We start from the raw sequence: 22,316 nt of genomic DNA on the forward strand, positions 1-22,316 counted from the left end.
CTAGCCGTCCACCACGATGCGGTACGTGCGGCGTTTGCCGTCACTGCCCCAGATGATGAGCGTGGTCGTCCCCTTCGCCAGCGCGGAGACCTCCACGCCGTCCTTCCCGGTGGTCTTCACGTCCGCGACGGACGGGTCGCCCAGCGCCACGCGGCTCATCCCCTGCACCGTCAGCACCTGCTTCGCGCCCTTCTTCAGGGTGAGCGTCTCGTCCGCTGGAGGAAGCTCCTTCGAGTCCCCGGCGCGAGCAGCGGGCTCCTTCGCCCCCGCGGGCAGGGCGCTGAGCAGCAGGGTTCCCAACGTCAGGGCCACGAAGCGTAAAGCCATGGATGCAACCTCCGGGTGACTCCGGCGGAGTCCGGAGCTGTCCCAATGTCCCATGCGCTGGCATCCGACGTCTCCTGAGAGACCCCCGCGATGCGTGCACTGACGTTGTTACAGCGTGGTTTCCATTTCTACAGGGTTCATGCCGGGTCCTTCAGCGGACAGCGTGCACAGGGGCACGGTGGATTGCCTTGGGGTCCGCCGCGTGGAGGACAGGGTTTCCAGCCTGGGGTCGCGGTGGTGGCACGGAAGTGAACGCGAGCGCGCGTCACGGGGGCGCGGCACGTCGCCTGCTAGCTCACGAGAGCGACACCGACGCGGAGACCCCCATGAGCGAGCGCGAGTCGATGAAGCTGCGGGAGCTGAAGGAAGCAGCCCATGCGCTGTACCAGCGGGGGAGGTATGCGCAGTGCGTGGAAACGTACGCGCAGCTCGCGAAGATGCTCCCGCGCGACGCGAATGTGCGCATCCGGCTGGCGGAGGCCTGCCGCCGCGCGGGGCAGAAGGAGCAAGCGATCGCCGCGTACCGTAAAGCCGCGCAAGTGCTGTTGTCATTGGGTTGCGAGTCTCGTGCAAGGGGCGCGCTGAAGGCCGCGCTGGAGTTGGATCCGCGCGACGCGGCGTTGCAGCAGGAATTGGCGCGGATGGGTCAAGGCGCGGTGACGCCGACGGCGCTGGAGGACGAGGAGCTCTACCGTTTCGACCGGCTGCCGCCGCCGACGCCGCCGCCCGGACGGATGCGCAGCGTGCTGTTGTCTCCGCCGCCCTCCTTCGTGCACAACTCCGCGCAGCAGCCGGACGCACCGAAGGGTCTTCCGGCGGCGCCGTCCATCTCGCCGGTGAACGTCCGTGGGACACCGGGCGCGATGCCAGGGCCGGGACGGCAGGCGGGGCTGCCCCATCCGCGTCCTGCCATGCCGATCGTGACGCCCGCGCTGGATTCGGCGACGGGGACGCTGTCGCGTTCCATGGCGCAAGTGGCGGCAGGTGCGCCGGAGGCCGCGACGCTGCCGAAGGTCATCGTGTCGATGTCCGCCTTCGAGGAGCCACCGGCGGAGGGGGCCGCGCAGCCGGGAGGGAATACGCCTCCATGCATCACGCCGGTCATGGTGGGCAGGAGCGTGCCCCAGAAGGCACTGCCGGCCGTGCCGCCGTCCACGGTGAATCCTGTTCCGACGCCGGAGCGCCCCACGGTGAAGGTCCTCGCGCTGAAGAACCGCGCGCCCGGGGCCCCACCAAAGACGACTCCGTCCGCGGTGATGCCCTACAAGCCGGAGATGCGTCGCCTGGCGCCGAACGTGGTGGCCCTGCGCGTGTCGCCGCAGGCACGCTGGGTCATCATCCGCTCGGAGAGTGACCTTGAAGTGAGCCGTTCCGAGGTACTTCCCGGGGAGCCTGCCGCCGCGCATTGAGGCGGGGCTTGGTTGGCGGATGGAGCGGCGCCTTCTGCATTCGCCTGCCATTGCATGCTCAAATGACTCCCACGGAGCGTCCCCGGCTCCGGGGAGGGTTTCCGTATGTGGAGCCGCGCAGCGGTTCGTATCTGTATGACCCACGCAGCCGCCACATCACGCCGCTGGGGCCGGGTGAGCACCTGGAAGGCGATGCCTCCAGTGCGGACGTGGAGCTGACGCGTGCCTACCTGCGCTGGTGCGAGCGCACGGGCCGACCTGGCGACTGCCTGCGCTTGTTGCAGGAGGGCCCTACCGTCAACGGAGACGGACGCTACGCCCTGGCCATGGCACTCGCGCAGGGGGCCGTGCTGGAGGAGCTGCTGGATGCATTCAAGGACATGGCCGATCCCCAGGCCATGCTGACGACGGTCCTTTGGACCTGGACCACGTACATGGTCCTGCTCGCGGTGCCCGAACCCTTCTCCAAGGGGCTCGCGGCGGTGATGACCGCCACACTCATCGCCTACGTGGGCGTCGACACCTTCTGGAACCTCATCGTGGGCTTCAAACAACTGGTGGAAGCCGCGGACCGGGCCACCACGTTCAGCGCACTGCGAGAGGCGGGCGAGCGCTACGGAAAGGTCATGGGCCGCAACGCGGCACGCGCATTCGCCCTGCTGGCCACGGCGGCGATCGGCTCCACGGCGCCCGGGTTGGCCGCGAAGGTGCCTCGGCTCCCCGGAGCCGCCCTGGCGACGGTGCAGGCCGAGTCCCAACTGGGCCTGCGGTTCGCGGCGGTCGGAGAAGTGCAGACCGTGGCGGTGAGCGCCGGGACCGTGACGGTCGCGCTCGCGCCCGGCGCGGTGGCCATGGCCGCCAACGGTGGCACCGGCGGTGGGTCCACGCCTCCTGCGGGTGCGCCCAGGGGTTGGGGCTCATTCAGTGGGTTCAAGAAGGCCCGGGGGCCGGCGGGTCCTGGCAAGGAGTGGCATCACATCGTCGAGCAGACGCCGGGCAACGCGCAGCGGTTCGGCCCCCAGGCCCTTCACAACACCGAGAACGTCATCCCGCTGGATAAGGCCGTGCATGCCCGCGTCAGCGAACTCTATTCTGCGATCCGGCGTAACCTCACGGGCACGGGGAGCCTGACCGTGCGGAAATGGTTGAGTACGCAGTCGTACGAGGCACAACGCGATTTCGGGCTGCGGGCCATCGAGAACGTGTCGAAGGGGCTTTGGTGATGACCCTGGAGAAGCTGGTCGAACAGGTCGCGAAGCATGTCGCCGCCCAGACCGACGCCATCTGGCAAGGCGATTCCAGGACCGGAAACAAGCACGCCAGGAAGTACAACGCGGCGATCGATCAACTCCTGGCCCACGGTGATGCCGGACGGGATGCGCTCCTCGTGTTGTTCAAGCATGAGCGCATGGACGTACGGGTGACGGCCGCTGCGACCCTGCTCCGCTACCGGACGGCTGAAGCCAAGGCCGTCCTGGAGGAAGCCGCCAAGGGCCAGGGCCTCGTTCCCTTCGAAGCCTCGATCGTATTGAAGCACTGGAATGAAGGCACCTGGTCCCTGGACCCAGGATGACCGTCCCACAACGCACCGTGGCGCCCTCCCCTCTTCAGGGAAGGACGCCCGGAGGCTCCACCCCGTTCAGGAACCGTCCTACATGGACACGGACTTCGCCGGGTCGATGAGGCTCTGGAGGGGATTCGTGGCCTCCGCGGTCTCCTGCTCCACGTCCGGCTGATAGGCGCGGACCTGCGCCTCGCAGTGGTTGCTCTTCCGGTTCTGGTGGCAGTGCCGGATGCCGTACACGTGATGGCACCCGCATGGATCCACGCGCTTCTTGGCGCACAGCGACGGATTGAACACCGGAGCCGCGGTCATCTCCACCGGCCCCGCCTGCAACGCCACCGCCAGCACCATCCCCGTCAAAAACCCCATCGCCCACCCCCTTGATGCACGCTGGAGAAATGGGAATGCCGATCCTCCGCCGCAACCCCCGGGCTTGTCTGAATGCCGCTCCGTGCACTCCAGGCCGTTCCCTCCGTCCACCCCAGGGGATTTCCCCTCGGCGAACGCCAGGCAGGCAGCCAATCGTGTGTCCGGAAACCGGCACCGTCAGGGATGATGGAGGGCTTCGTCCCTGCCGCGGGTTCACCCACCTGGGGGATTCACCATGAGCTGGAAGCAACACCTGGAAAAGGTCTCCGAGGGCCACTACGTCCTGCCGCGCACCAAGACCATGCGCGTGCACGCGGACCTGTTCCTCTCCGACAAGCTCCTCTGGGGGGAGGAAGGCAACCCGGAAGCCCCCCCGCTGGAAGACGCCGTCTTCGATCAGGTCGTCAACGCCGCCACCTTCCCCGGCGTCACCCGCGTCGCCGTCACGCCCGACTGTCACGTGGGCTACGGCGTCCCCATTGGCACCATCGTGGAGACGGACGGCGTCCTGCTGCCCACCGCCGCCGGCTACGACATCGGCTGCGGCATGGTGCAGTTGCAGACGTCCCTCACCGTGGAGGACGTCGCCGACCCCGCGAAGCGCCGCCAGTGGATCGACGAGGTGACCGACCGCATCGCCGTGGGCGTGGGCGCCACCCGGGCGCGCAAACAGCGCAAGCTCAGCGAACCCACCCTCAAGGAAGTCCTGCGCCACGGCGCCAAGGCCCTGGGCCGAAGCCGCTCCGTCACCGAGCGCGACTTCATCCCCGTGGAGGACACCGGCGTGTCCATCCCCGAGCGCGCCTATGACAAGCGCGGGCAGTTGGGCAGCCTGGGCGGCGGCAATCACTTCACCGAGATGCAGGTGGATGAAACGGGCCGCGTCTGGGTGATGCTCCACACCGGCAGCCGGGGCTTCGGCTGGAACATCGCGAAGCACTTCTTCGTGGCGGGCGCCGCGCAGTTGGGCCTCAAGAGCCGCAGCGAGGACTTTGTCTGGCTGGACGCGGACAGCGCCCTGGGCCGCAGCTACTGGAACCTGCACAACATGGCGGCCAACTTCGCCGTGGCCAACCGGTTGCTCATCGGAGAGGCCGTGTGCGGGGCGCTCGAGGACGTGTTCGGCGGCACCGCGAACATCTACTACGAGATCAGCCACAACCTCATCCAGCGCGAGGGCGGTAGGTTCGTCGCACGCAAGGGCGCCACGCGGGCCTTCCCCGCGGGCCATCCGGCCCTCAAGGGGACGACGTGGGAGGCCACCGGGCACCCCATCCTCATCCCCGGGTCCATGGAGACGGGCAGCGCCATCCTCTTCGCGGAGCCGGGGGCTGAGAAGTCCATCTACTCGGTGAACCACGGCTCCGGCCGGCGGCTGTCACGCTCCGCCGCGCGCCGGCAGCTCCAGCAGGAGGAGACGGACCGGCGCATGGCGGAGGCCGGCATCCTGCTCAACACCCGCACCACGCCGCTGGACGAGTCCGGGCCCTGCTACAAGAACCTGGACGACGTGCTGGAGACGGTGGAGCAGGCAGGACTCGCCCGGGTGGCCCACCGCCTCAAGCCGGTGGCCTGCATCAAGGGCGCGGACTGACGGGATATCCCGAGAAGAGGGACTCGTGGGGGAGGCCGGGCGGCGGTAGACTGGGCCTCCGCCTGGAGCCCCACCCATGCCCCCGTCCCCCACCCCTTCCCGGGAAGCTGATTTGGCGCGCGCCGAAGCCGACATGGCCCGGCTGGAAGCGCAGCTCGCCGAACAGGTAGCCCGCGCCAGCGCGGATGCCGCCGCGTTGGCCGACCGGCTCGCCCGCATGCGCCAGGCCCTGGCCCGGCCGGAGCATGCCGGAGACTCGCGCCTGTCCCAGTGGGCCATGCGCCTGGAGGACACCGAGTCCCCCGAGCCGTCCCCGGAGCTCGCGCGGCTGCGAGAGAAGGCCCTGGACGCGCGCGAGGCCGCGCTGGACACGCGCCGGCAGGCCGGGCTGGACCTCCAGTCCGCGCTGCGCGTGCAGCAGGAGGACGCCGCCCGGGTGGACAAGGCGCTGACGTCCGCCGAGTCCGACCTGAAGCGCGTGGAGGACGCCGCCAGGGCGCGCGCGGAGGCCGAGGCGAAGGCCCGCCGCGCGGCGGAGGCGGAGACCCAGAAGGTCGTCCCGCCCCCGGCCCTGCGTCCGTCCCAGGAGAAGCCGTCCACGGAGGCGCCGACGCGCGCGGAGCGGCTCCCGGCGCGCGCGCCCGTGGCCGTCACTCCGGCGAAGAGCGACGGGCGCAAGGCGGGCCGGGTGCGGATGCACACGACCATCGACACGCGCAGTGATTCCAACTTCTTCACCGGCTTCTCGATGGACATCAGCGAGGGCGGCATCTTCATCGCCACGGTGGAGGCGGTGCCTCGCGGAACGCCGGTGGAGCTGGACTTCACGCTGCCGGGGGGCCGGCCGCTGACGGTGAACGGCGTGGTGCGTTGGGCGCGCGACGGCAACGACCGCACGCCAGACTTGATGCCCGGCGTGGGCGTGCAGTTCACCACGCTGCCGTCGGAGGTGGCGCACGCCATCTCGTCGTTCGTGGCGACGCGCGACCCGATGTTCTATCCGGACTGAGGGCTCAGGTGCCCCAGGGGCGCAGGGGCGTGAGCAGCCCCGCGTCCTGGAGGCGCGCCTGGACGTCCGCGGCCAGGGCGACGTGGGCCGGATTGGAGACGGTGAACTTCTCCTGAGTGAGGGTGATGAGCGTGCCCCGGTCCGGGATGTGCTCCACCTGGACGGGCGTGGGCAGTGGGGGCACGGAGCCGCGGAAGTCGGCGAAGTACATGACCCAGCCGACGAAGGTGCCGGGCTCGGGAAACCGACCGGCCGTAATCTGTTCCCGATGCGCATCGGAAGTCGCGATGCCGACCTCGGGTTCCCACGCGAGGGCCATGGCGCGCATGACTCCGGTGAGGATCGACGCGGTCAGCAGGCGCTCCGCGACACGGCCCCGGCTGCCGGTGGTGACGACACAGACGGAGTTTGAATGAATGGAAGCGCTCCCGCAGTTGCCGTGCGTGCCCGAGGTTTCCTCTTCGTTCTCACCCGCCCAGAGCCAGAAGCTGGAGCTGTCCATGAACCGATGGGCCTTGCTCTTCATGAGCTTCGCGAACGTTGACGCGTCCGGCTGGATCTGACGCTTCCGGGCTTTCTCGAAGTTGGCTGCCGCTAGATGCCAGCGGTTCCACGTCGGCTCCAACGGACCCAGTCGCTGGACGAAGGATGCAAGACGCTGAGCACAGGTTTCGACCGGCTCTGAACGCGCCAGCCAATAGCAGCCTGCGTAATACGTCTCGGACATGGTTCCACGACTCCTCATTCAAAGGGCGCGATGACGACGACCTCTATCTTGCGCCCCTCTCGGGCGAAGACCTTTTTCAGAAGGGCGGCAAAGCGATCCTCCGCGACAATCCAGCGAATGCGTCTTCCCTACGAATCGCCTGAGCAAGTACCTTTCCAAAGCCCTTGTAGAACTCCTTCAGTGACATGTCGTCCTTGATGAACTTCGCGTAGCCCTGGCCCTTGGCCTCCAGCAGCGAATCGTCGACCAGGTCGTAGCCGTCGAAGTCGACCTCTTCGTCTCCTACCTTGAGCCGGTACGCGGAGCCCTTCGGTGCTCCCGTCACCTGGGCCTGATAGTCGCGGGCGCGGTCGGACATCGCCTCGTTCACGTGCACCCACTTGCCCGGGCCACCTGCGCTGCTACTCGAAGGCGGAGGGCCCATGGCGGCCATGGCCACCGCCGTGGACGCGAGCGTCACCTCCACCACGCCGTCCACCACCGCCACCGCGCTCACGTCCAGCACGCGCGCCGGGTTGAAGCCCGCCTGTGTCGATCCCAGCCGCACCGCGTCCGGGAAGCGCGGCATCCACTCGAGCGCGGACGACAGCCCCATCGTCACTCCGTGACTCACCAGCATCGTCACCGCGAGCACGAAGACGCGCGCCACCTCCGGCCCCAATGCCCGCGCGAAGGCCTCCGCCGCCTCCTCCAGCTCCTGGAACGTCCGCGCCCGGTCCGTCGCCGCCTTCAGCGCACCGCAGGCCCGGACCACCGTGAGGAACGACTGCACGCCCACGTACGCCAGGAACACAGCGGCAATCACCGCCGCGGCCTTCGTGAACACGGGCTCCGGCGCCGCGGCCAACACCACCCAGGACGCAATCGCTCCCGAAACCACGGACACGAAGAACTCGGGATTCAGCGTGTCCTGAAGCGCCGCGCCAATGCTCGCATGCAAAGGGTCCAGCGACATGCCCACCGCGAGCGTCAGCCGGTCCAACTCACCGAACCCCGCGCCATCCTCCAGCAAGGACAAACAATCCCCCGGAGCCTCATGCGCCCGGCACCACCGTCCGTACCCGTCCCGCAGCATGAACCCGAACCCCAGGTCCAGCTGCGCTCCCTTCTTCGCGACCGTGCGCACCACCCTCGGTGACCGAACCGTCAGCGGCACCTCCAGCACCAGCCGCGCCAGCGCCTCCTCGAACTCCCGAGCGCTGACCGGCACCCGCCGGTCCCACGTCTCCGGGGCGTAGGTCCGCGTCCCCTGCTCCGTGCGCAACCGCACCGTGGGCCCGCTGCCGCAGCCCGTGAGCAGTACGAACAACAGCCCCCACACCCCGGCCTTGCGCGCACTCATCGGTCCTGCCCCTGTGGCACTCGCGACACTCCTCGACAGGCGCCTTCTCCGGCCCCTCCACCAATGCTATGCGCATCCCAGCAATTCATTTTTAACTTGAACATCTTGACTTCACTGGGAGCACATCTTGAAGCCTTCTTCCCTCCTCGCGGTCCTGGCCCTGACCGGCGTGCTGTCCGCCTGCGGCCCTGGCGAGGCACCTGAATCCCAGCAACTGCCCGCGCAGGACCTGGGCAGCACCACGGCGGCGCTGGACTGCGCCGCGTTCAGCGGCCCCGTGTATCACCGGGTGCGTCCGTCCTCGGGCGACAGCCTCCTCACCCTCAATGCGAACGAGGCCGCCAACGCGGCCACCACCTACGGCTACACCGACGACCGGGGCACGCCCTTCAAGGCCGCGAAGTCCTCCGGCACCGGACTGTCTCCCGTCTACCGGCTCTACAGCCCCAGCCGGGGTGAACACATCGTCACCATCGACGCCACCGAGCGCTCGAACCTCATCGCCTCCGGATTCACCACCGACGAGGGCGTGGGTTTCTATGCGTCCAAGACGGCGGACGCGTGCCTCGTGCCCGTCTACCGCTTCGACAACCCGGGCCTGAAGAAACACCGCCACGCCGTCACCCAGGCGGAGCGCGACGCGCTCACCGCCGCGGGCTGGGCCAACGAAGGCATCCAGTTCTACGCCGCGTCCACCACGGTGGACACGAAGTTCACCTTCGTCGTCATCCCCGACACGCAGCAGGAGACCGTCTACGCCCCCACCCGGCTCACCCAGCGCATGCAGTGGATCGCCGACAACAAGACGGCCCAGGACATCCGCTTCGTGCTGCACACCGGCGACCTGATGGACTGGGACACGCCCGACCACCTCCACTACCAGCGCGCCAGTGATTCCTACCAGGTGCTCGACACCGCCCAGATTCCCTACGCCATCGCCCTGGGCAACCACGACACGGCGGCCGTGTGCCAGGGCGGCAGCGCGTGCCCCGGCAACGTCAACGCCAACCTGCGCAACACCGCCACCTTCAACACCTACTTCCCGCTGTCCCGCTTCAAGGCCCTGGGCGGCGTGTTCGAGTCCGGCAAGTGCGACAACGCCTACCACACGTTCAACGCGGGCGGCCTGAACTGGCTGGTGTTGAACCTGGAGCTGTGGGCCCGCACGAACGCCGTGAACTGGGCGAAGACCGTGCTGGCCCAGTTCCCCCAGCACAACGTCATCATCATCACCCACTCGCACCTGAACGGCAGCGGCGGCATCGAGCAGTCGAACGGTGGCTACGGCAACAACAGCCCCCAGTACGTGTTCGACAACCTCATCAAGCAGTACGCCAACGTGCGCTTCGTCTTCTCCGGCCACGTGGGCAACGCCGCCTACCGCACCGACACCGGCGTGAACGGAAACACCGTCTACCAGATGCTCAACACGTTCCACGACGGAACCACCAATCCGACGCGGCTCGTGGAGGTGGACACCGCCGCCAACACCATCAACACGCGCGTCTACGCGCCGCTGACGAACACGGAGCGGGCGGACGGCGCGAAGTCGTACAGCAACGTGAACTGGGTGCGCTGAACGGACGCCCCCGATGAAACACGTGAGCCCGCTTCCCCACAGAGGAAGCGGGCTCCGTCATCGGACGCTTCCTGGGTCAGGGCTGGTTGGGATTGCCGATGTTCTGGAAGGGATTGAACGTGTACGTCGTGGAGAACTGCGACGACGGGCTGAAGTAGTACGCGGCCAGCTTCGCGGGGTCCTTGGCGATTTCACCGCGCAGGATGGGGCCGTCGTTCTGGTCGTCCCAGCCCCAGGGCGCGTTCGCGGAGTTGGTGCCGCAGTTGCCCGCCACCAGCCCGCAGCCGCCGCTGGTGTCGCCCCGGAACGTGCCGTCGGAGGAGAAGAGCGTGGTCAGGTCGCGGCGCGTCCAGAAGCCGTCGGTGGGGCTGAAGATGTCGAGCAGTTTGTAGCGCACGTCCGAGTCCGTGGCGGACGACGGCTGCTCCGCCAGCGTGAGCGACGGGTAGTACTTCACGCCGTCTCCGACGATGTCGTAGTACGGCCAGGCCTTGAGGCCGTGGCCCTTGGCCTCCTGCGCGGTGATGGGGTGGAGCTCGCCCTCGAAGGAGGCCATGGACAGCGTGCCGTCGATGGACTCCGACCCCGACCCGAGCGGACTGCCGGACGGCACGAACGAGTAGAAGTCCTTGTGCGCCACCGTCACCGCGCCCACGAGCGAGCCGTACTCACTGCCGTCGCGCTTCACGATGAGCAGCACGCCCTCGCCGTCGTTCTCGTGCTCGGTGTCGAAGATGGAGTCGGACCAGTCGCGCGGGTGGAAGAACGTGTAGAGCAGGTACCAGTGCGTGGAGGTCTCCACCACGGACTGGTAGGCGTGCGCGGTGAGCGCTCGCGAGCCGGTGTTGTCCCAGTTGTTCGTCCCGCTCCAGTCCCCGTCGAAGTCCACGCGGGTGATGAAGTCGGACTTGCCACTCAGCGAATGCGAGCCCGTGACATCCACGTCCTGGTAGTGGATGGGCGCCCACCGCTTCGTCAGCGCCGCCCGCGCCGCGGACGAACCCACGCCGTTCAACAGCGCCTGCCGGCCCTGCGCGAACAGCTCCTCTTCTTCCAGCACGCCCTCACCGCAGGCGGAGAGCCACATCAACGCCGTGGTGACGGCCGTGAACTTCAGGACAGAGGGAAGACGGCGCAGCGATGACCGCATGGGGGAACCGGCCTTTCCTTGAGGGGAAGGCGCTCATCAGACATCACCGAGAAATCTTTGTGAACGAAGGTTTGCTTGAATTTCATGTCAAACCCGAGCCGCCTTGCGGGTGACCGTTCCGTCCGTGGGGCGGTCATTTCCAGGAAGGTGCTCCGTGATGAACCTCCGTTCGTGGCTGGCGCTGTCGACGCTGGGATTGACCCTGTCCGCTCCGCTGGGCGTGGCGCAGACGCGGTCCAGCTATGTCGACGCCACGTCGTACCTGTCGTCCCAGCCGGAGTATCTGTCGTGGCTGGAGCTGCGCTCGAACCTGAAGGAGAACTTCGACGACATCTGTGGAGACACGTTCTGCGAGGGCGACTACAGCAACATCCAGTCCCTGCGCTTCCAGTGTTCCGTCAACAGTGGGACGGGTGTCATTGGCCAGTGCGTCTGGGTGTTCGCCGCGAGCAACGAGGAGCTCAACCCATCCACGGGTGGATTCTCCGTGCAGACGCAGACCTGGACCTGCCAGAGCCCGCTGGCCAGCGGCACCACCATGGCCTCGCTGCTGACGGCGCTCTCCGGGACCTCGCCCCTCTACGCCACGCTGCCCGGCACCAGCACGACGATCTACGACGGCCTGGTGGACTGCCTGTAGTTGCCGGACGCCGGCACACGGTGACACACCGTCTCCGCGCGTGAACGCAGGGTCCCGGTCCGTATGCCGCACGCGCGAGTGAGGCGTCGGCCCGGAGGGAACAGCGTCGAATATGGCGGGCCCGGATGATGCGGAGACGGGCCCGCCATGATTCCAGACCTCGCCCACCTCGCCGCCAGGGGAGAATCCGTCACACTCGAACTGAAGCGCTCGACCGGTGAATTGCGTGAGGCGATGCACACGCTCTGCGCCTTCGCGAATGGACAGGGAGGCCAGGTGCTGCTGGGCGTGAAGCCTGGCGGAGAGCTCATCGGCCAGCAGGTGAGCGAACAGACCCTGCATGACATCGCGACCGCTCGGGAGCGCTTCGAGCCCCCGCTCGACCTCCACATCCAGAGCGTGGAGGTCGCTTCAGGGCGGAGCGTCCTCGTGCTCACCTTGGGCGGCATCAGCGATTCCGTGCCGTACACCTTCGACGGCCGCGCCTATGAGCGGGTGGGCAACACGACCCGCAAGATGGCGCAGGAACGCTATGAACTGCTGTTGCTGGAAAGTGCGCACAGCCGACGTCGCTGGGAGAACCAGGAGGCTGACGAGGTTCCGCTCCAGGAGCTCGACCGCCAGGAGGTGATGCGCATCGTCGAAGCGGCTCGCTCCGCCGGGCGGCTCGTGGGACCGGTGGGACGGGGTCTGCCCGAGCTGCTCGACCGCCTTGGCGTACGTCACAAGGGCAGGCTCCTGCGCGCGGCGGTCGTGCTCTTTGGCAAGACGTTCCTTCCCCATCATCCCCAGTGCGAGCTGCGGATGGCCCGGTTTCGAGGCACCGACAAGACTGAGTTCCTCGACCAACGCAACGTGCGCGGACCGGCCTTCCGGCTGCTCGAGGAAGCCGAGCTGTTCTGCCAGCGGCATTTCCCGTTGGCTGGCCGCATCGAATCGGGCCGCCTACAGCGTGTCGACCGTCCGCTCATCCCTCCAGATGCAATGCGCGAACTCCTGGTCAACGCCTTCATCCACCGGGACTACAGCATCGCGGGTGGCGCGGTATCGCTCGCCATCTTCGACGACCGCGTGGAGATATGGAGCGCGGGGCGATATCCGATAGGCATCACGCCTGAATCGCTCACACGTCCGCATCTGTCGGTGCAGCGCAATCCCATCATCGCGGAGGTCTTCTACCGTGCCGGCCTCATCGAGAAATGGGGCCGGGGCACGAACCGCGTCGCCGAGATGTGCCGCGCCGCCGGACTCTCCGCCCCGGAATTCGCCGAGGTCACGGGCGCCGTGGTCGTCACGCTGCGGGTGAATGTGGGACAGACCCTGGCCGCGGATTGGGGGGTGCTCGCGCCCGATCGGGGGGGAGTCGCCGACGGATTGGGGGGTGCTCCGGACGGATTGGGGGAGGTCGCTGTCCGAAAGGAAATCGACGCGAAGGCGCGTGAAATCATCGAAAAACCAGGTCCCCGACCCAGAAAGGCAGCCCTGCGCGAGGCCATCATGGCGCTTACCTCGCTTCGGCCCTGGCTCCCTGCGGAGCTTGCCAATGAGCTGCATTACAACCCGGACAAGCTGACGGAGCGGCACCTCAAGGCCATGGTCGAAGAGGGTCTCCTCGAACGGACCCACCCCGATAACCCCAAGCATCCCGCTCAGGCCTACCGGACCACGCACAGGGGCTGAACCATGGCCGTCAGAAGCTCAGCGTGCCCAGCAGCTCGAAGGTGTTGCGATACACGTGCACCGGCTCCACGACGATGCCCTGCAGCCCGTTGTCGCCGGTCAGGTCCTTCACGCCCAATTCGTGGCGCGACAGGATGTAGCCCGCGCGCAGGCCTCCATCCACGCCGTGCAGCCCTGGAATGAAGTCCTTCACCAGGATGACGTCCACCCCCGCTCCCAGGTGCAGCGTGTTGGGCCACAGGTTGCGGATGAATCCCGGCCGGCGCACCCAATACGAGTTCGGGTTCGCCATCCCCTGCCCGTTGATGCTGCCGTCCTCCAACCGGTACCACGTCAGCCCGTAGCCCACCTTCGCGTAGGGCTGGAAGCCGCCACGCAGGAAATTGTAGCGGAGGCTCCCCGCGTACTCCCACATGTCGAGCTTCGTCCGCAGCTGGAAGACAGACATCCCATCCGATAGCGGCACGTCCAACCCCAGCGTGCTGCGCGAATGGAACAGCGTGTTCTCCGACGTGAACTTGTCCCCCAGGTAGAAGCTCACCTTGAGCATCACCGACACCGCGTGGCTCACCACCGGCCGGACCAGGTCCGGATCGTTGAGCTTGCCGCCAATCTAGGTGTTCTTCACCATGAACGGCGCGAAGCGGACCGCCAGGGATTGGAGGACCAAGTGGCGCGTGTCATCCACGCCGTCGCGCGGAGCTTCGTCCCGGTAGGCCGGGTCGCTCGGGTCGCCGTAGAGCGACAGGGCGACACTCGCCTCCGTCTGTCTCACGATGCGCGGATACGAAAGCGGCACGTAGCGGAAGTATTCCTCGCGCGTGGGCGGCCCGTCCGCGTGGGCCATGGCCGCCACGAGGAGCACGAACGGCGACAGGGCCCGTGCCGCACGGACCGGAGCGATGTGGCGCATATGGAAAGCGTCCCCCGGAAGCCCCGCGTGGGGACGCGCGGCGCCAGGGACGCTAGGGGGCAGCGGCTCCGGACCCTGTCGCCCCCCGGGGCCGCCCGTTCGTCACCGCACGGTGAAATCTCCGGCAGTGGACACCTGGGTCCGGCATGCCGGCGGAGCAATCCCTATCTTACCGGCACCATCCGTCGGATACCGGACCGGCCCCCGTGGCAGGGGGTGAAACACAGGCCCTGTTTCTGGCAGAAAGAAAGACAACCCATGAGGGGGTGGGACTGCGTCCCCCCTGAAGGAGTCCCTGTCGCATGAGCACGATTCTCCGGACCCCACCCCTCGCCGGTGGCCGTCCCCCTCGCTGGGATTCTCGCCGCCGTGCCCCGCCTGCCTCCGCGTCCCTTCCCCTCGTGGAGAAGGTGAACCTGGCCCACGCCTCCACCGACCTGCCGGCGCCTGGCATCGCCCGGCCCGTGGGCATGCTCCACGGCCAGCCCGTGCACCTGGTGCGACTGACGGGCACCGGCCCCTGGTGCCGTCACGCCACTGGCGACGCCCTGTTCTTCGTCACCCGGGGAACCCTGCGGGTGGAGTTGCGCGAGCGCACCGTGGAGTTGGAGGAAGGCGAGCTGCTCATCGTCCCTCGCGGCGTCGAGCACCGTCCGGTCGCCGACGCGGAGGCGCTGGTGCTGATGTCAGCTCCACCGCTCGAAGGGGAAGCGGCCGGGCATTCTCCCGCTCCCTGAACGGCGTCCTGACGCCCCCCGGGCGGGCGAGCCCTTGTCCTGCCCGGGCGCGGTGATTCCTCCCACGGAGCCCACGGCGCACTTTTGCCCTGAACGAACGGAAGGGGGCGTCCCGCGTCGGTTCACCCGCCGCCGGACGGCCGCCGCCTTTCACGAGGAGCGGAGCCGCCATGCGCATCCACCATCTGAACTGCACCACGATGTGCCCGCCCGGCCGGCGTCTCATGGATGGGCGGCGCGGCTTCACCGGCCCGGCGGTGCTCACCTGCCACTGTCTGGCGTTGGAGACACCGCGCGGTCTGGTGCTGGTGGACACCGGCTACGGCCTCAATGACGTGTACGCACCCCGCGTGCGGCTCAACGGCCTGTTCCGGGACGTGCTCTGCCGCCCCGCCCTGGCGGAGGAGTCCACCGCCATCCGCCAACTGGAACGCATGGGTTTCCAGGCCAGCGACGTGCGCGACATCGTCCTCACGCACCTGGACTTCGACCACGCGGGCGGCCTGGATGACTTCCCCCACGCGCGCGTGCACGTGCTGGCGGACGAGTACCGCGTGGCCACCGCGCAGAAGACCTGGCTGGACCGCGCGCGCTTCCGCCCGATGCAGTGGTCCAAGGAGACGCGCTGGGAGACCTACGTCCCCAAGCGGGGTGAAGGCTGGTTCGGCTTCGACTGCGTGCGCGAGCTCACCGGACTGCCGCCGGAGATCCTGCTGGTGCCGCTCGTGGGCCACACGCTGGGGCACGCGGGCGTGGCCATCGACACCGGGGAAGGGTGGCTGCTGCACGCGGGCGACGCGTATTTCTACCACGGCGAGATGGACCTGGACCGCTACCGGTGCACCGCCGGCCTGCGCGCCTACCAGAAGCTGATGCAGAAGGACGGGTGGATGCGCTGGTACAACCTGCGCCGGCTGCGCGAGCTGGTGCAGCGCCATGGCGAACAGGTGATGGTGTTCTGCGCGCACGACTCGCTGGAGTTCGAGCGGCTGGAGGAGCGCGAGAAGCTGCCCGCGGACTTCCCCATCCAGCCCGGCCTCGTCGCCCCCGTGCCCTCGCTGCACCTCTAGCGGGCGTCACTGCTGGAGTGGAGGCGACTCCGCCACCGACATCTCCTCCATCAGCCGGGGCACCCGCGGCAGGTCCACCGTGAAGGTGGCGCCCCGCCCCGGCACGCTCTCCAGGCGGATGACGCCGCCGTGCGCCTCCACCAGCTGGCGGGCGATGTAGAGCCCCAGCCCGTAGCCGGCCTTCGTCCGCGCGGCGCGCTCCCGCTCGAAGCGCTCGAAGACGCGGCGCTGGGCCTCCGGCGCGATGCCCACGCCCTCGTCGCGCACCCGCAGCCGGGAGTGGTCCGCGTCCAGCGCCGACACCGTCACCGTCACCGGGTGGCCCCGGCCGAACTTCAGCGCGTTGGACAAGAGGTTGGTCACCACCCGGTCCAGGCGGATGCGGTCCCACTGCCCCACCTGCCCCTCCTCCACCTCCAGCCGCAGGTCGCAGCCCGCCTCCACGGCGGCCTCCGCGAAGCGCTCCACCACCTCGCGCGCCAGCTCCCCCAGGTCCATGGGCGCCGCGTCCAGCAGCCGCTTGCCCGAGGACAACCTCGACAGGTCCAGCAGGTTGTGGAGCAGCTGGCCCAGCCGCTGCGCCTGACCGCGCGCCACCACCAATCCCTGCCGCACGTCCTCGTCACGGCCTGCCGCCTGCGAGCGCTGCACCTTGCTGAGCAGCAATTGCAGCGCTTGCAAGGGATTGCCCAGGTCGTGCGCGGTGACGGCGATGAGGTCCACCGCCTCGCGCGCCTCACGCAAAAGCCGCGTGTTCTCCAGGGCCAGCGCCGCGCGGCCGGCCAGCTCCTCCACCAGTACCTGGTCCGCCTGCGTGAAGCGGCGGTGGCCCCGGGCCGTCATCAGCACGAAGGCGCCCAGCGTCTCGCTGCCCGCGCGCAGGGGCACCACCATGGACGAACCGATGGCGAGGCGCTCGATGAGCAGCCGGTGCTCGTCGGTCTCCGAGGCGGCCTTCACGTCGGATATCTCCACCTCCACGTCCAGCCGCGAGCGCCCGGTGCGCATCGCCTCCCAGACGGGCGGCGGCATGCCCGCGCGGGGGGGAAACCGCCGCAGGGCCTCCCACAGGCTCGTCTCGCGCTCGGGCTGCACGTGCGTCACCGCCCGGGGCCGCAGCTCGCCCGCGGGCGTGAGCAGGTAGAGGATGCAGCCGTCCGCCACCTCCGGCACCAGCAGCCGCGCCACCTCCGCCGCCGTCAGGTCGGGGTCCAGGGACTGGTGGAAGACGCGGCCGGCCTCCGCCAGCAACTCCTGCACCCGCTCCTGGCGCCGCTGCTCGGTGATGTCGCGCGTCACCACGGAGAAGCCCTGGGGCTCGCCGTCCTCGTCGCGCAGCGCGGTGATGGACACCTCCGCCCAGAAGCGCGAGCCGTCCTTGCGCTGCCGCCAGCCCTCCGTGCGCAGCCGCCCCTCCTGGAGGGCCCGGGACAGGTCCCGCTCCGGCTTGCCCGCCGCTGCCTCCTCGGACGGATAGAAGACGGAGGTGGGTCGGCCCTGGATCTCCGCCTCGCTCCAGCCCTTGATGCGCTCGGCGCCCGGGTTCCAGCTGGCCACCCGCCCACGCGCGTCCAGCAGCACCAGGGCGTAGTCGCGCACGCCCTCCACCAGCGCCTGGAAGCGGTGCGCGCTGGCCGCCGCCTCGCGCTTGAGCGGGTGCAGCCGGCGGTGGAGCACCCACGCCAGCGCCGACGCCAGTCCCAGCCCCAGCAGGGACGCCAGGAGCAGCAGCGCCGTCTCCCACCGGTCCGTCAGCAAGGCCGACCGGTTCTCCACGGCCAGCCGCTCCTGCACCTTGCGCTCCAACTGGGCCTGGGCCTCGCGCACCCGCCCATGGGCCCGGGCGAGCCGCTCGCGCGCCAGCTTCTGGTCCTGGGGGGTGGAGGCATCCAGCAGGGCGCGCAGGGCGGCGTCGTGCACCTGTTCGGCGGAGCGCACCTCCTCCACCAGCTCCAGGTCCTGGTTGGAGCCCAGCCGCGCGGACAGCCGCTGCGCGGTGTCCAGGAAGCGCTGCCGGGCCCGCGCCGTGTCCTGGGCGATCGACTGTCCGCCCGCCAGCAGCGCGCTGTTGGCCAGGGATACCTTGTCACTGAAGGCCCGCCCCAGCTGCCCCACCTCCTGCAGGTCCAGGGAGCGCTCCATCACCCGCGACTGCACGGAGGCGCGCGTCAGCAGGAGCGCGCCCACCGCCATGGCCAGCAGGACGAGCGCCACCACGAGGCTCGCCCCGAGCCCCCACCCGTCCTCCTGTCGCGCGCGCCTGGGACCTGCCATGGGTGTCCCTTCCCCGCCGGACGCACGTGTCCATTCGCGCCCCCCGCGTCCACTCACGGTGGGGCCCTGCCTCCCTCGCGCCCACCCCCCTCCCTGGCCCGGCAGGTGTCCACCAGTGCGCGCCTTCCCGGCCGGCGGGGTGGGACAGTGACGCCTTTCCGACCGCCCAAGGCGCACCGGGGCTTGCCGCCGCTTCGCGAGGGCCCGGCCGCTCCCCACCCTTGTCCCCAGGGCCCATGGCGGATGGGGCCTTCACGGGCGGCGGGAACGGGGCATGGGGCGGACGGGCGGATGGCTGGGCTGGGTGTGGCTCCTGGGGCTGTGGGTGGCGTGCGGCCGGACGCTGCCGGAGGACACGGTCTCCGCCAGGATGGCCTGGCGGCCCCCGTCCCTCTGCGCGCCCATGACGTGTGAGTCCCAGGGGCTGAACTGCGGCTACGCCATCAACGGGTGCGGCGGCACGCTCCACTGCGGCGAGTGCGCGGAAGACCAGGCCTGCGGCGGGGGCGACGTGCCCAACGTCTGCGGCCCCCAGCCCTGCGTCCCCAGCAGCTGCGAGGCGCGGGGCGCCACCTGCGGGCCGCTCTCGGACGGCTGCGGTGGCGTGCTCGACTGCGGCGCGTGCGCGACCCCGGAGGTCTGCGGAGGCGCCGGCGTGCCCAACGCCTGCGGGCCTCCGGCCTGTGTCCCCACCACCTGCGAGGCTTCGGGCAAGAACTGCGGCCAGGTCGCGGACGGCTGCGGCGGGGTGCTCGATTGTGGCGCGTGCGGGCCGGACGAGACGTGCGGCGGAGGCGGCACCGCGAACGTGTGCGGCCACGCTCCGTGCGTCCCCACCACCTGCGAGGCGCTGGGCAAGAACTGCGGCGCCGTCTCCAACGGGTGCGGCGGCGTCCTGGAGTGCGGCGCGTGCGGCGAAGGACTCACCTGCGGCGCGGGCGGCGTGGCCAACGTCTGCGCGGCCCCGCTGTGCCAGGCGGCCACCTGCGCCGCGCTGGGGAAGAGCTGCGGCGAGGTGCTGGACGGCTGCGGCGACGTCCTGGAGTGCGGCGCCTGCGCGGCCGACGCGACCTGCGGCGGCGCGGGTGAGGCCAACGTCTGCGGCGCCGGCACCTGCGTGCCCACGACCTGCGCGGCCCTGGGCGCGAACTGCGGCCGCGTGTCCGACGGCTGCGGCGCGGTGCTGGAGTGCGGAGGGTGCCTCGCGTCCGAGACCTGCGGCGGCGCGGGCGTGCCCAACGTCTGCGGCAAGGCCGCGTGCACGCCGTCCACCTGCGAAGTCCTGGGCAAGGACTGCGGACAGGTCGCGGACGGCTGCGGCGGGACGGTCGATTGCGGCGCGTGCGGCGAGGGACGCACCTGCGGCGCTGGCGGCATCGCCAACGTCTGCGCCGTCCCAGGATGCCGGCCCGCCACCTGCGGCTTCCTGGGTGCGACGTGCGGCGCGGTGGCGGATGGCTGCGGCGGCACGCTCGACTGCGGTGGGTGCGCGGCGCCGGAGACCTGCGGCGGCACGGGTGTGCCCCACGTCTGCGCGCCTCCGGAGCCCGTGTGCGTGGACCGGGACCTGGGCAGCGCGCTGCCGGTGTCGCTGAAGGGCTCCACCGTGGAGGCCCGGGACGACCACGACGCCTCGTGCGGAGGCGCGGGCGCTCCGGACCGGGGCTACCTGTGGACGGCGCCCCGGGCGGGCACCTTCACCTTCGACACGGCCCGCTCGGCGATACGGTCCGTCATCGCCGTGTACGCGGACGGCTGCGGCGGCGAGGAGCTGGCGTGCGCCACGGGCGGCATCAGCTACGGCGGCGGGGCCCGGGTGGCGGTGACGCTGACGCAGGGCCAGCGGGTCCTGGTGACAGTAGACGCCGTGGCCGGCGGGTCCTTCACGCAGGGCGCCTTCGAGCTCCACATCGACGAGCTGCGCGCCACCGAGGCCGGCGCCTGCTTCGACGGCATGGACAACGACGGGGACCGCTGGGTGGACTGCGCGGACACCGAGTGCCGCGACGAGCCCCGCTGCAAGGGCCAGGGCTGCGCCCACCACGACCTGGGCAGCGCCCTGCCCGTCACCTTCCAGGGAGAGACGGCCCTCTCCGGCGACGGCTTCCAGGGCACCTGCGGCGCGCTGCTCCAACAGGACCGCGCCCACCTGTGGACGGCGCCCAGGGCCGGCACCTTCGTCTTCGACACCTCACCCGGCAACGACCCGGACGCGGGCGGCCACGCCCTGTACCTCCTCACCGGCTGCCGGGGCACGGAGCTGGGCTGCGCCGCGCACCCACATCCCACCACCAAGGAAGCCCCGTCGCTGAAGCTCACCCTGGCCCAGGGGCAGTCCGTGCTGGTGGTGGTGGACGGCATGGCCCGGCCGGACCGGGACACCCCCATCCGCTACACCCTCCACGTCACGGAATGGGCACCGTCCGAGGCCGGCCACTGCCACGACGGCGCGGACAACGACGCGGATGGCCGGGCCGACGACGCGGACCCCGACTGCCGCTGACGTTGACGCGTCGTGCCACAACCAGCGTCCCACACCCACCTTCTCACTACATGTGAGGTGCTACGCAACTGATCGACGGCTGCCGCGATAATCCCGGTAAGTCGTCAGCAACCCTTCCAAATCATTCCTCGAACTCCGACGAGGGAGCCCCACATGAGCCTCATCGACCGCGCCCGCAGTGCCGTCTCCAACACCATCCGCCAGGTGCAGCAGGACCCCCTCAAGGCGGCGAAGGACATCGGGACGCAGGCGAAGAAGGGCTACGACACCTTCACGAAGGTGAAGACGGCCGTGAAGGACGGCTTCGACAACGTCAAGAGCCTGAAGACGGACGGCTTCAAGGCGACGTTGAAGGGCAACGTCGACAAGATGGTGTCCAAGGCCATGGACCCGAAGACCAAGCTCGACCTCAAGGGCAAGCTGGGCATCGCGGGCAAGGCCTTCGGCACCATCACCAACGCCACGAAGCTGGTGGGCCAGGCCGGCACGGCCATCTCCGACGTGCGCAACGCCGTGCGCTCCGGCAGCAGCGAGGACTGGAACAAGGCGCTGGGCTCCGTCGCCACCGCCGGCAAGACCGCGGTCAGCACCGTCAAGGGTGGCCTGGAGATTGCCCGTGACGTGAACAAGTTCGGCAGCGCGTACAAGGCCGCCAGCGGCGCCTTCAAGGCCGCGGTCCCGGGTGCCGGCCCCAAGCTGGCCCGCGCCGCCGCCGGTGCCGCCGCCAAGGCCGCCTTCGAGGGTGGCGCTTCCTCCGCCATCAAGAGCGGCGTGCGCTCCGCCCTGAAGACCGCCGTCAGCGAGAGCGGCGTGGCCCTGAAGGCCGCCACGGGCACCGCGACCCGCGCCGCCGCCAAGGCCGCGCTGGCCGAGGGTGGCAAGGCCGCCGCCAAGGCCGGTGCGACCGCCGCCGCCAAGGCCGCCACGGGCACCCTGGCCAAGGCCGCCGGCCGCTTCGCCCCGGGCGCGAACATCGCCATCGCCGCCTTCGACACGGCGAACGCGGTCTCCACCCTGCGCGACCCGAACGCCAGCACCACCGCGAAGGTCACGGGCGTCATCACCGCCGTGGGCTCCATCGCCGCCGCCACCAACATCCCGGTGGTCAGCCAGGTGGGCGCCGCCGTCTCCGCCGTCTCCAGCTTCGTCGGCGGCCTGTTCGGGTAAGCCGTTGAAGTGACTGAAGGGCCCCCGGGTGGTGAACGCCCGGGGATGTCCCCGGGGGGGCCTTTTCTGGTAGGCACCGTGGCCGTGTGAGACGCGCACGTTTCAATCCCCTCTGGGACCACGGTCGCTACCTGCCAGGAGGCCCTCCGGTGGCCACGAAGAAGAACCCTCCCGCGAAGCCGTCCGCCGCACCCGCCGCCAAGGCGCCCGGCCCGTCTTCCACCCGTCGCTTATACACATCTCCGAACCCACGAGACGCTCA

At 69.6% G+C, this 22,316-nt stretch carries 20 protein-coding genes; 12 read left to right on the forward strand and 8 right to left on the reverse strand.

Annotated elements, in window-relative coordinates; translation table 11 throughout:
- A complete protein-coding gene (locus D7X99_RS22195; protein ID WP_158627052.1) occupies positions 1–327 on the reverse strand; it encodes a pilus assembly protein N-terminal domain-containing protein in 327 nt (108 codons plus the stop codon).
- Positions 328–329: 2 nt separating this feature from the next.
- On the opposite strand from D7X99_RS22195, the gene D7X99_RS22200 reads away from it, so the two are divergent.
- From D7X99_RS22200 to D7X99_RS22210, 3 genes are all read left to right on the forward strand, one after another.
- Positions 330–1,736 (forward strand): tetratricopeptide repeat protein, encoded by a 1,407-nt coding sequence (locus D7X99_RS22200; protein WP_255429489.1) that lies wholly within the window; start codon positions 330–332, stop codon positions 1,734–1,736.
- A 107-nt stretch (positions 1,737–1,843) separates the two neighbouring features.
- Positions 1,844–2,959 (forward strand): TIGR02269 family lipoprotein, encoded by a 1,116-nt coding sequence (locus D7X99_RS22205; RefSeq protein WP_233613615.1) that lies wholly within the window; start codon positions 1,844–1,846, stop codon positions 2,957–2,959.
- Positions 2,959–3,309 carry a DUF2019 domain-containing protein gene (locus tag D7X99_RS22210; protein ID WP_121779517.1) on the forward strand — a complete coding sequence of 117 codons (351 nt, stop codon included), beginning with the start codon at positions 2,959–2,961 and terminating at the stop codon, positions 3,307–3,309. The genes D7X99_RS22205 and D7X99_RS22210 overlap by 1 nt, the downstream gene beginning before the upstream one ends.
- A 78-nt stretch (positions 3,310–3,387) precedes the next feature.
- Here D7X99_RS22210 and D7X99_RS22215 read toward each other — a convergent pair whose 3' ends face one another.
- Positions 3,388–3,669 carry a hypothetical protein gene (locus D7X99_RS22215; protein ID WP_121779518.1) on the reverse strand — a complete coding sequence of 94 codons (282 nt, stop codon included), beginning with the start codon at positions 3,667–3,669 and terminating at the stop codon, positions 3,388–3,390.
- A gap of 235 nt (positions 3,670–3,904) precedes the next feature.
- Between D7X99_RS22215 and D7X99_RS22220 the strand changes: the two genes are divergently transcribed.
- A complete protein-coding gene (locus D7X99_RS22220; protein WP_120575829.1) occupies positions 3,905–5,263 on the forward strand; it encodes an RtcB family protein in 1,359 nt (452 codons plus the stop codon).
- A 112-nt stretch (positions 5,264–5,375) separates the two neighbouring features.
- The gene (locus D7X99_RS22225) at positions 5,376–6,272 is read left to right on the forward strand and encodes a TIGR02266 family protein (RefSeq protein ID WP_233613617.1); all 897 of its coding nucleotides are present in this window, start codon (positions 5,376–5,378) and stop codon (positions 6,270–6,272) included.
- A gap of 4 nt (positions 6,273–6,276) precedes the next feature.
- On the opposite strand, the gene D7X99_RS22230 is transcribed toward D7X99_RS22225, so the two are convergent.
- On the reverse strand, positions 6,277–6,999 hold the full coding sequence (locus tag D7X99_RS22230) for an immunity 52 family protein (RefSeq protein ID WP_121779520.1): 723 nt from the start codon (positions 6,997–6,999) through the stop codon (positions 6,277–6,279).
- 76 nt (positions 7,000–7,075) lie between these two features.
- On the reverse strand, positions 7,076–8,341 hold the full coding sequence (locus D7X99_RS22235; RefSeq protein ID WP_233613618.1) for a Tox-REase-5 domain-containing protein: 1,266 nt from the start codon (positions 8,339–8,341) through the stop codon (positions 7,076–7,078).
- Between the two features lie 127 nt (positions 8,342–8,468).
- On the opposite strand from D7X99_RS22235, the gene D7X99_RS22240 reads away from it, so the two are divergent.
- Positions 8,469–9,920, forward strand: coding sequence for a metallophosphoesterase (locus tag D7X99_RS22240; protein WP_121779521.1), 1,452 nt, complete (start codon positions 8,469–8,471; stop codon positions 9,918–9,920).
- A gap of 76 nt (positions 9,921–9,996) precedes the next feature.
- On the opposite strand, the gene D7X99_RS22245 is transcribed toward D7X99_RS22240, so the two are convergent.
- Entirely contained in the window at positions 9,997–11,070 is a 1,074-nt protein-coding gene (locus D7X99_RS22245) for a hypothetical protein (protein WP_121779522.1), read from the reverse strand.
- Positions 11,071–11,227: 157 nt separating this feature from the next.
- Here D7X99_RS22245 and D7X99_RS22250 point away from each other — a divergent pair, with 157 nt between their 5' ends.
- Together D7X99_RS22250 and D7X99_RS22255 are read left to right on the forward strand one after the other, a co-directional pair.
- Positions 11,228–11,710 carry a hypothetical protein gene (locus D7X99_RS22250; RefSeq protein ID WP_121779523.1) on the forward strand — a complete coding sequence of 161 codons (483 nt, stop codon included), beginning with the start codon at positions 11,228–11,230 and terminating at the stop codon, positions 11,708–11,710.
- Between the two features lie 147 nt (positions 11,711–11,857).
- Positions 11,858–13,390, forward strand: a complete 1,533-nt coding sequence (locus tag D7X99_RS22255; protein ID WP_121779524.1) for an ATP-binding protein — start codon at positions 11,858–11,860, stop codon at positions 13,388–13,390.
- Between the two features lie 10 nt (positions 13,391–13,400).
- On the opposite strand, the gene D7X99_RS22260 is transcribed toward D7X99_RS22255, so the two are convergent.
- Entirely contained in the window at positions 13,401–13,961 is a 561-nt protein-coding gene (locus D7X99_RS22260; RefSeq protein WP_147476216.1) for a hypothetical protein, read from the reverse strand.
- A gap of 42 nt (positions 13,962–14,003) precedes the next feature.
- Positions 14,004–14,303, reverse strand: coding sequence for a hypothetical protein (locus D7X99_RS22265; RefSeq protein WP_121779526.1), 300 nt, complete (start codon positions 14,301–14,303; stop codon positions 14,004–14,006).
- Between the two features lie 302 nt (positions 14,304–14,605).
- On the opposite strand from D7X99_RS22265, the gene D7X99_RS43830 reads away from it, so the two are divergent.
- Together D7X99_RS43830 and D7X99_RS22275 are read left to right on the forward strand one after the other, a co-directional pair.
- Positions 14,606–15,040, forward strand: coding sequence for a cupin domain-containing protein (locus D7X99_RS43830; RefSeq protein WP_233613619.1), 435 nt, complete (start codon positions 14,606–14,608; stop codon positions 15,038–15,040).
- A gap of 170 nt (positions 15,041–15,210) precedes the next feature.
- Positions 15,211–16,110, forward strand: a complete 900-nt coding sequence (locus D7X99_RS22275; protein WP_121779527.1) for an MBL fold metallo-hydrolase — start codon at positions 15,211–15,213, stop codon at positions 16,108–16,110.
- 6 nt (positions 16,111–16,116) lie between these two features.
- On the opposite strand, the gene D7X99_RS22280 is transcribed toward D7X99_RS22275, so the two are convergent.
- Positions 16,117–18,384 carry an ATP-binding protein gene (locus D7X99_RS22280; protein ID WP_121779528.1) on the reverse strand — a complete coding sequence of 756 codons (2,268 nt, stop codon included), beginning with the start codon at positions 18,382–18,384 and terminating at the stop codon, positions 16,117–16,119.
- 274 nt (positions 18,385–18,658) lie between these two features.
- Between D7X99_RS22280 and D7X99_RS22285 the strand changes: the two genes are divergently transcribed.
- Together D7X99_RS22285 and D7X99_RS22290 are read left to right on the forward strand one after the other, a co-directional pair.
- The gene (locus D7X99_RS22285; RefSeq protein WP_121779529.1) at positions 18,659–20,887 is read left to right on the forward strand and encodes a tryptophan synthase alpha chain; all 2,229 of its coding nucleotides are present in this window, start codon (positions 18,659–18,661) and stop codon (positions 20,885–20,887) included.
- A gap of 153 nt (positions 20,888–21,040) precedes the next feature.
- On the forward strand, positions 21,041–22,054 hold the full coding sequence (locus D7X99_RS22290) for a hypothetical protein (protein WP_121779530.1): 1,014 nt from the start codon (positions 21,041–21,043) through the stop codon (positions 22,052–22,054).
- The last annotated feature ends 262 nt before the right edge of the window (positions 22,055–22,316 follow it).

Origin of the sequence: Corallococcus sp. AB032C, from assembly GCF_003668935.1 — a bacterium.
Taxonomy (GTDB): Bacteria; Myxococcota; Myxococcia; order Myxococcales; family Myxococcaceae; genus Corallococcus; species Corallococcus exiguus.

Bases quoted from the DNA above. Each gene is read 5' to 3' on its own strand.
- D7X99_RS22195 (WP_158627052.1), bottom strand. From the start codon at position 327: ATGGCTTTACGCTTCGTGGCCCTGACGTTGGGAACCCTGCTGCTCAGC.
- D7X99_RS22200 (WP_255429489.1), top strand. From the start codon at position 330: ATGCAACCTCCGGGTGACTCCGGCGGAGTCCGGAGCTGTCCCAATGTC.
- D7X99_RS22210 (WP_121779517.1), top strand. From the start codon at position 2,959: ATGACCCTGGAGAAGCTGGTCGAACAGGTCGCGAAGCATGTCGCCGCC.
- D7X99_RS22215 (WP_121779518.1), bottom strand. From the start codon at position 3,669: ATGGGGTTTTTGACGGGGATGGTGCTGGCGGTGGCGTTGCAGGCGGGG.
- D7X99_RS22220 (WP_120575829.1), top strand. From the start codon at position 3,905: ATGAGCTGGAAGCAACACCTGGAAAAGGTCTCCGAGGGCCACTACGTC.
- D7X99_RS22230 (WP_121779520.1), bottom strand. From the start codon at position 6,999: ATGTCCGAGACGTATTACGCAGGCTGCTATTGGCTGGCGCGTTCAGAG.
- D7X99_RS22235 (WP_233613618.1), bottom strand. From the start codon at position 8,341: ATGAGTGCGCGCAAGGCCGGGGTGTGGGGGCTGTTGTTCGTACTGCTC.
- D7X99_RS22245 (WP_121779522.1), bottom strand. From the start codon at position 11,070: ATGCGGTCATCGCTGCGCCGTCTTCCCTCTGTCCTGAAGTTCACGGCC.
- D7X99_RS22250 (WP_121779523.1), top strand. From the start codon at position 11,228: ATGAACCTCCGTTCGTGGCTGGCGCTGTCGACGCTGGGATTGACCCTG.
- D7X99_RS22255 (WP_121779524.1), top strand. From the start codon at position 11,858: ATGATTCCAGACCTCGCCCACCTCGCCGCCAGGGGAGAATCCGTCACA.
- D7X99_RS22265 (WP_121779526.1), bottom strand. From the start codon at position 14,303: ATGCGCCACATCGCTCCGGTCCGTGCGGCACGGGCCCTGTCGCCGTTC.
- D7X99_RS43830 (WP_233613619.1), top strand. From the start codon at position 14,606: ATGAGCACGATTCTCCGGACCCCACCCCTCGCCGGTGGCCGTCCCCCT.
- D7X99_RS22275 (WP_121779527.1), top strand. From the start codon at position 15,211: ATGCGCATCCACCATCTGAACTGCACCACGATGTGCCCGCCCGGCCGG.
- D7X99_RS22280 (WP_121779528.1), bottom strand. From the start codon at position 18,384: ATGGCAGGTCCCAGGCGCGCGCGACAGGAGGACGGGTGGGGGCTCGGG.
- D7X99_RS22285 (WP_121779529.1), top strand. From the start codon at position 18,659: ATGGGGCGGACGGGCGGATGGCTGGGCTGGGTGTGGCTCCTGGGGCTG.
- D7X99_RS22290 (WP_121779530.1), top strand. From the start codon at position 21,041: ATGAGCCTCATCGACCGCGCCCGCAGTGCCGTCTCCAACACCATCCGC.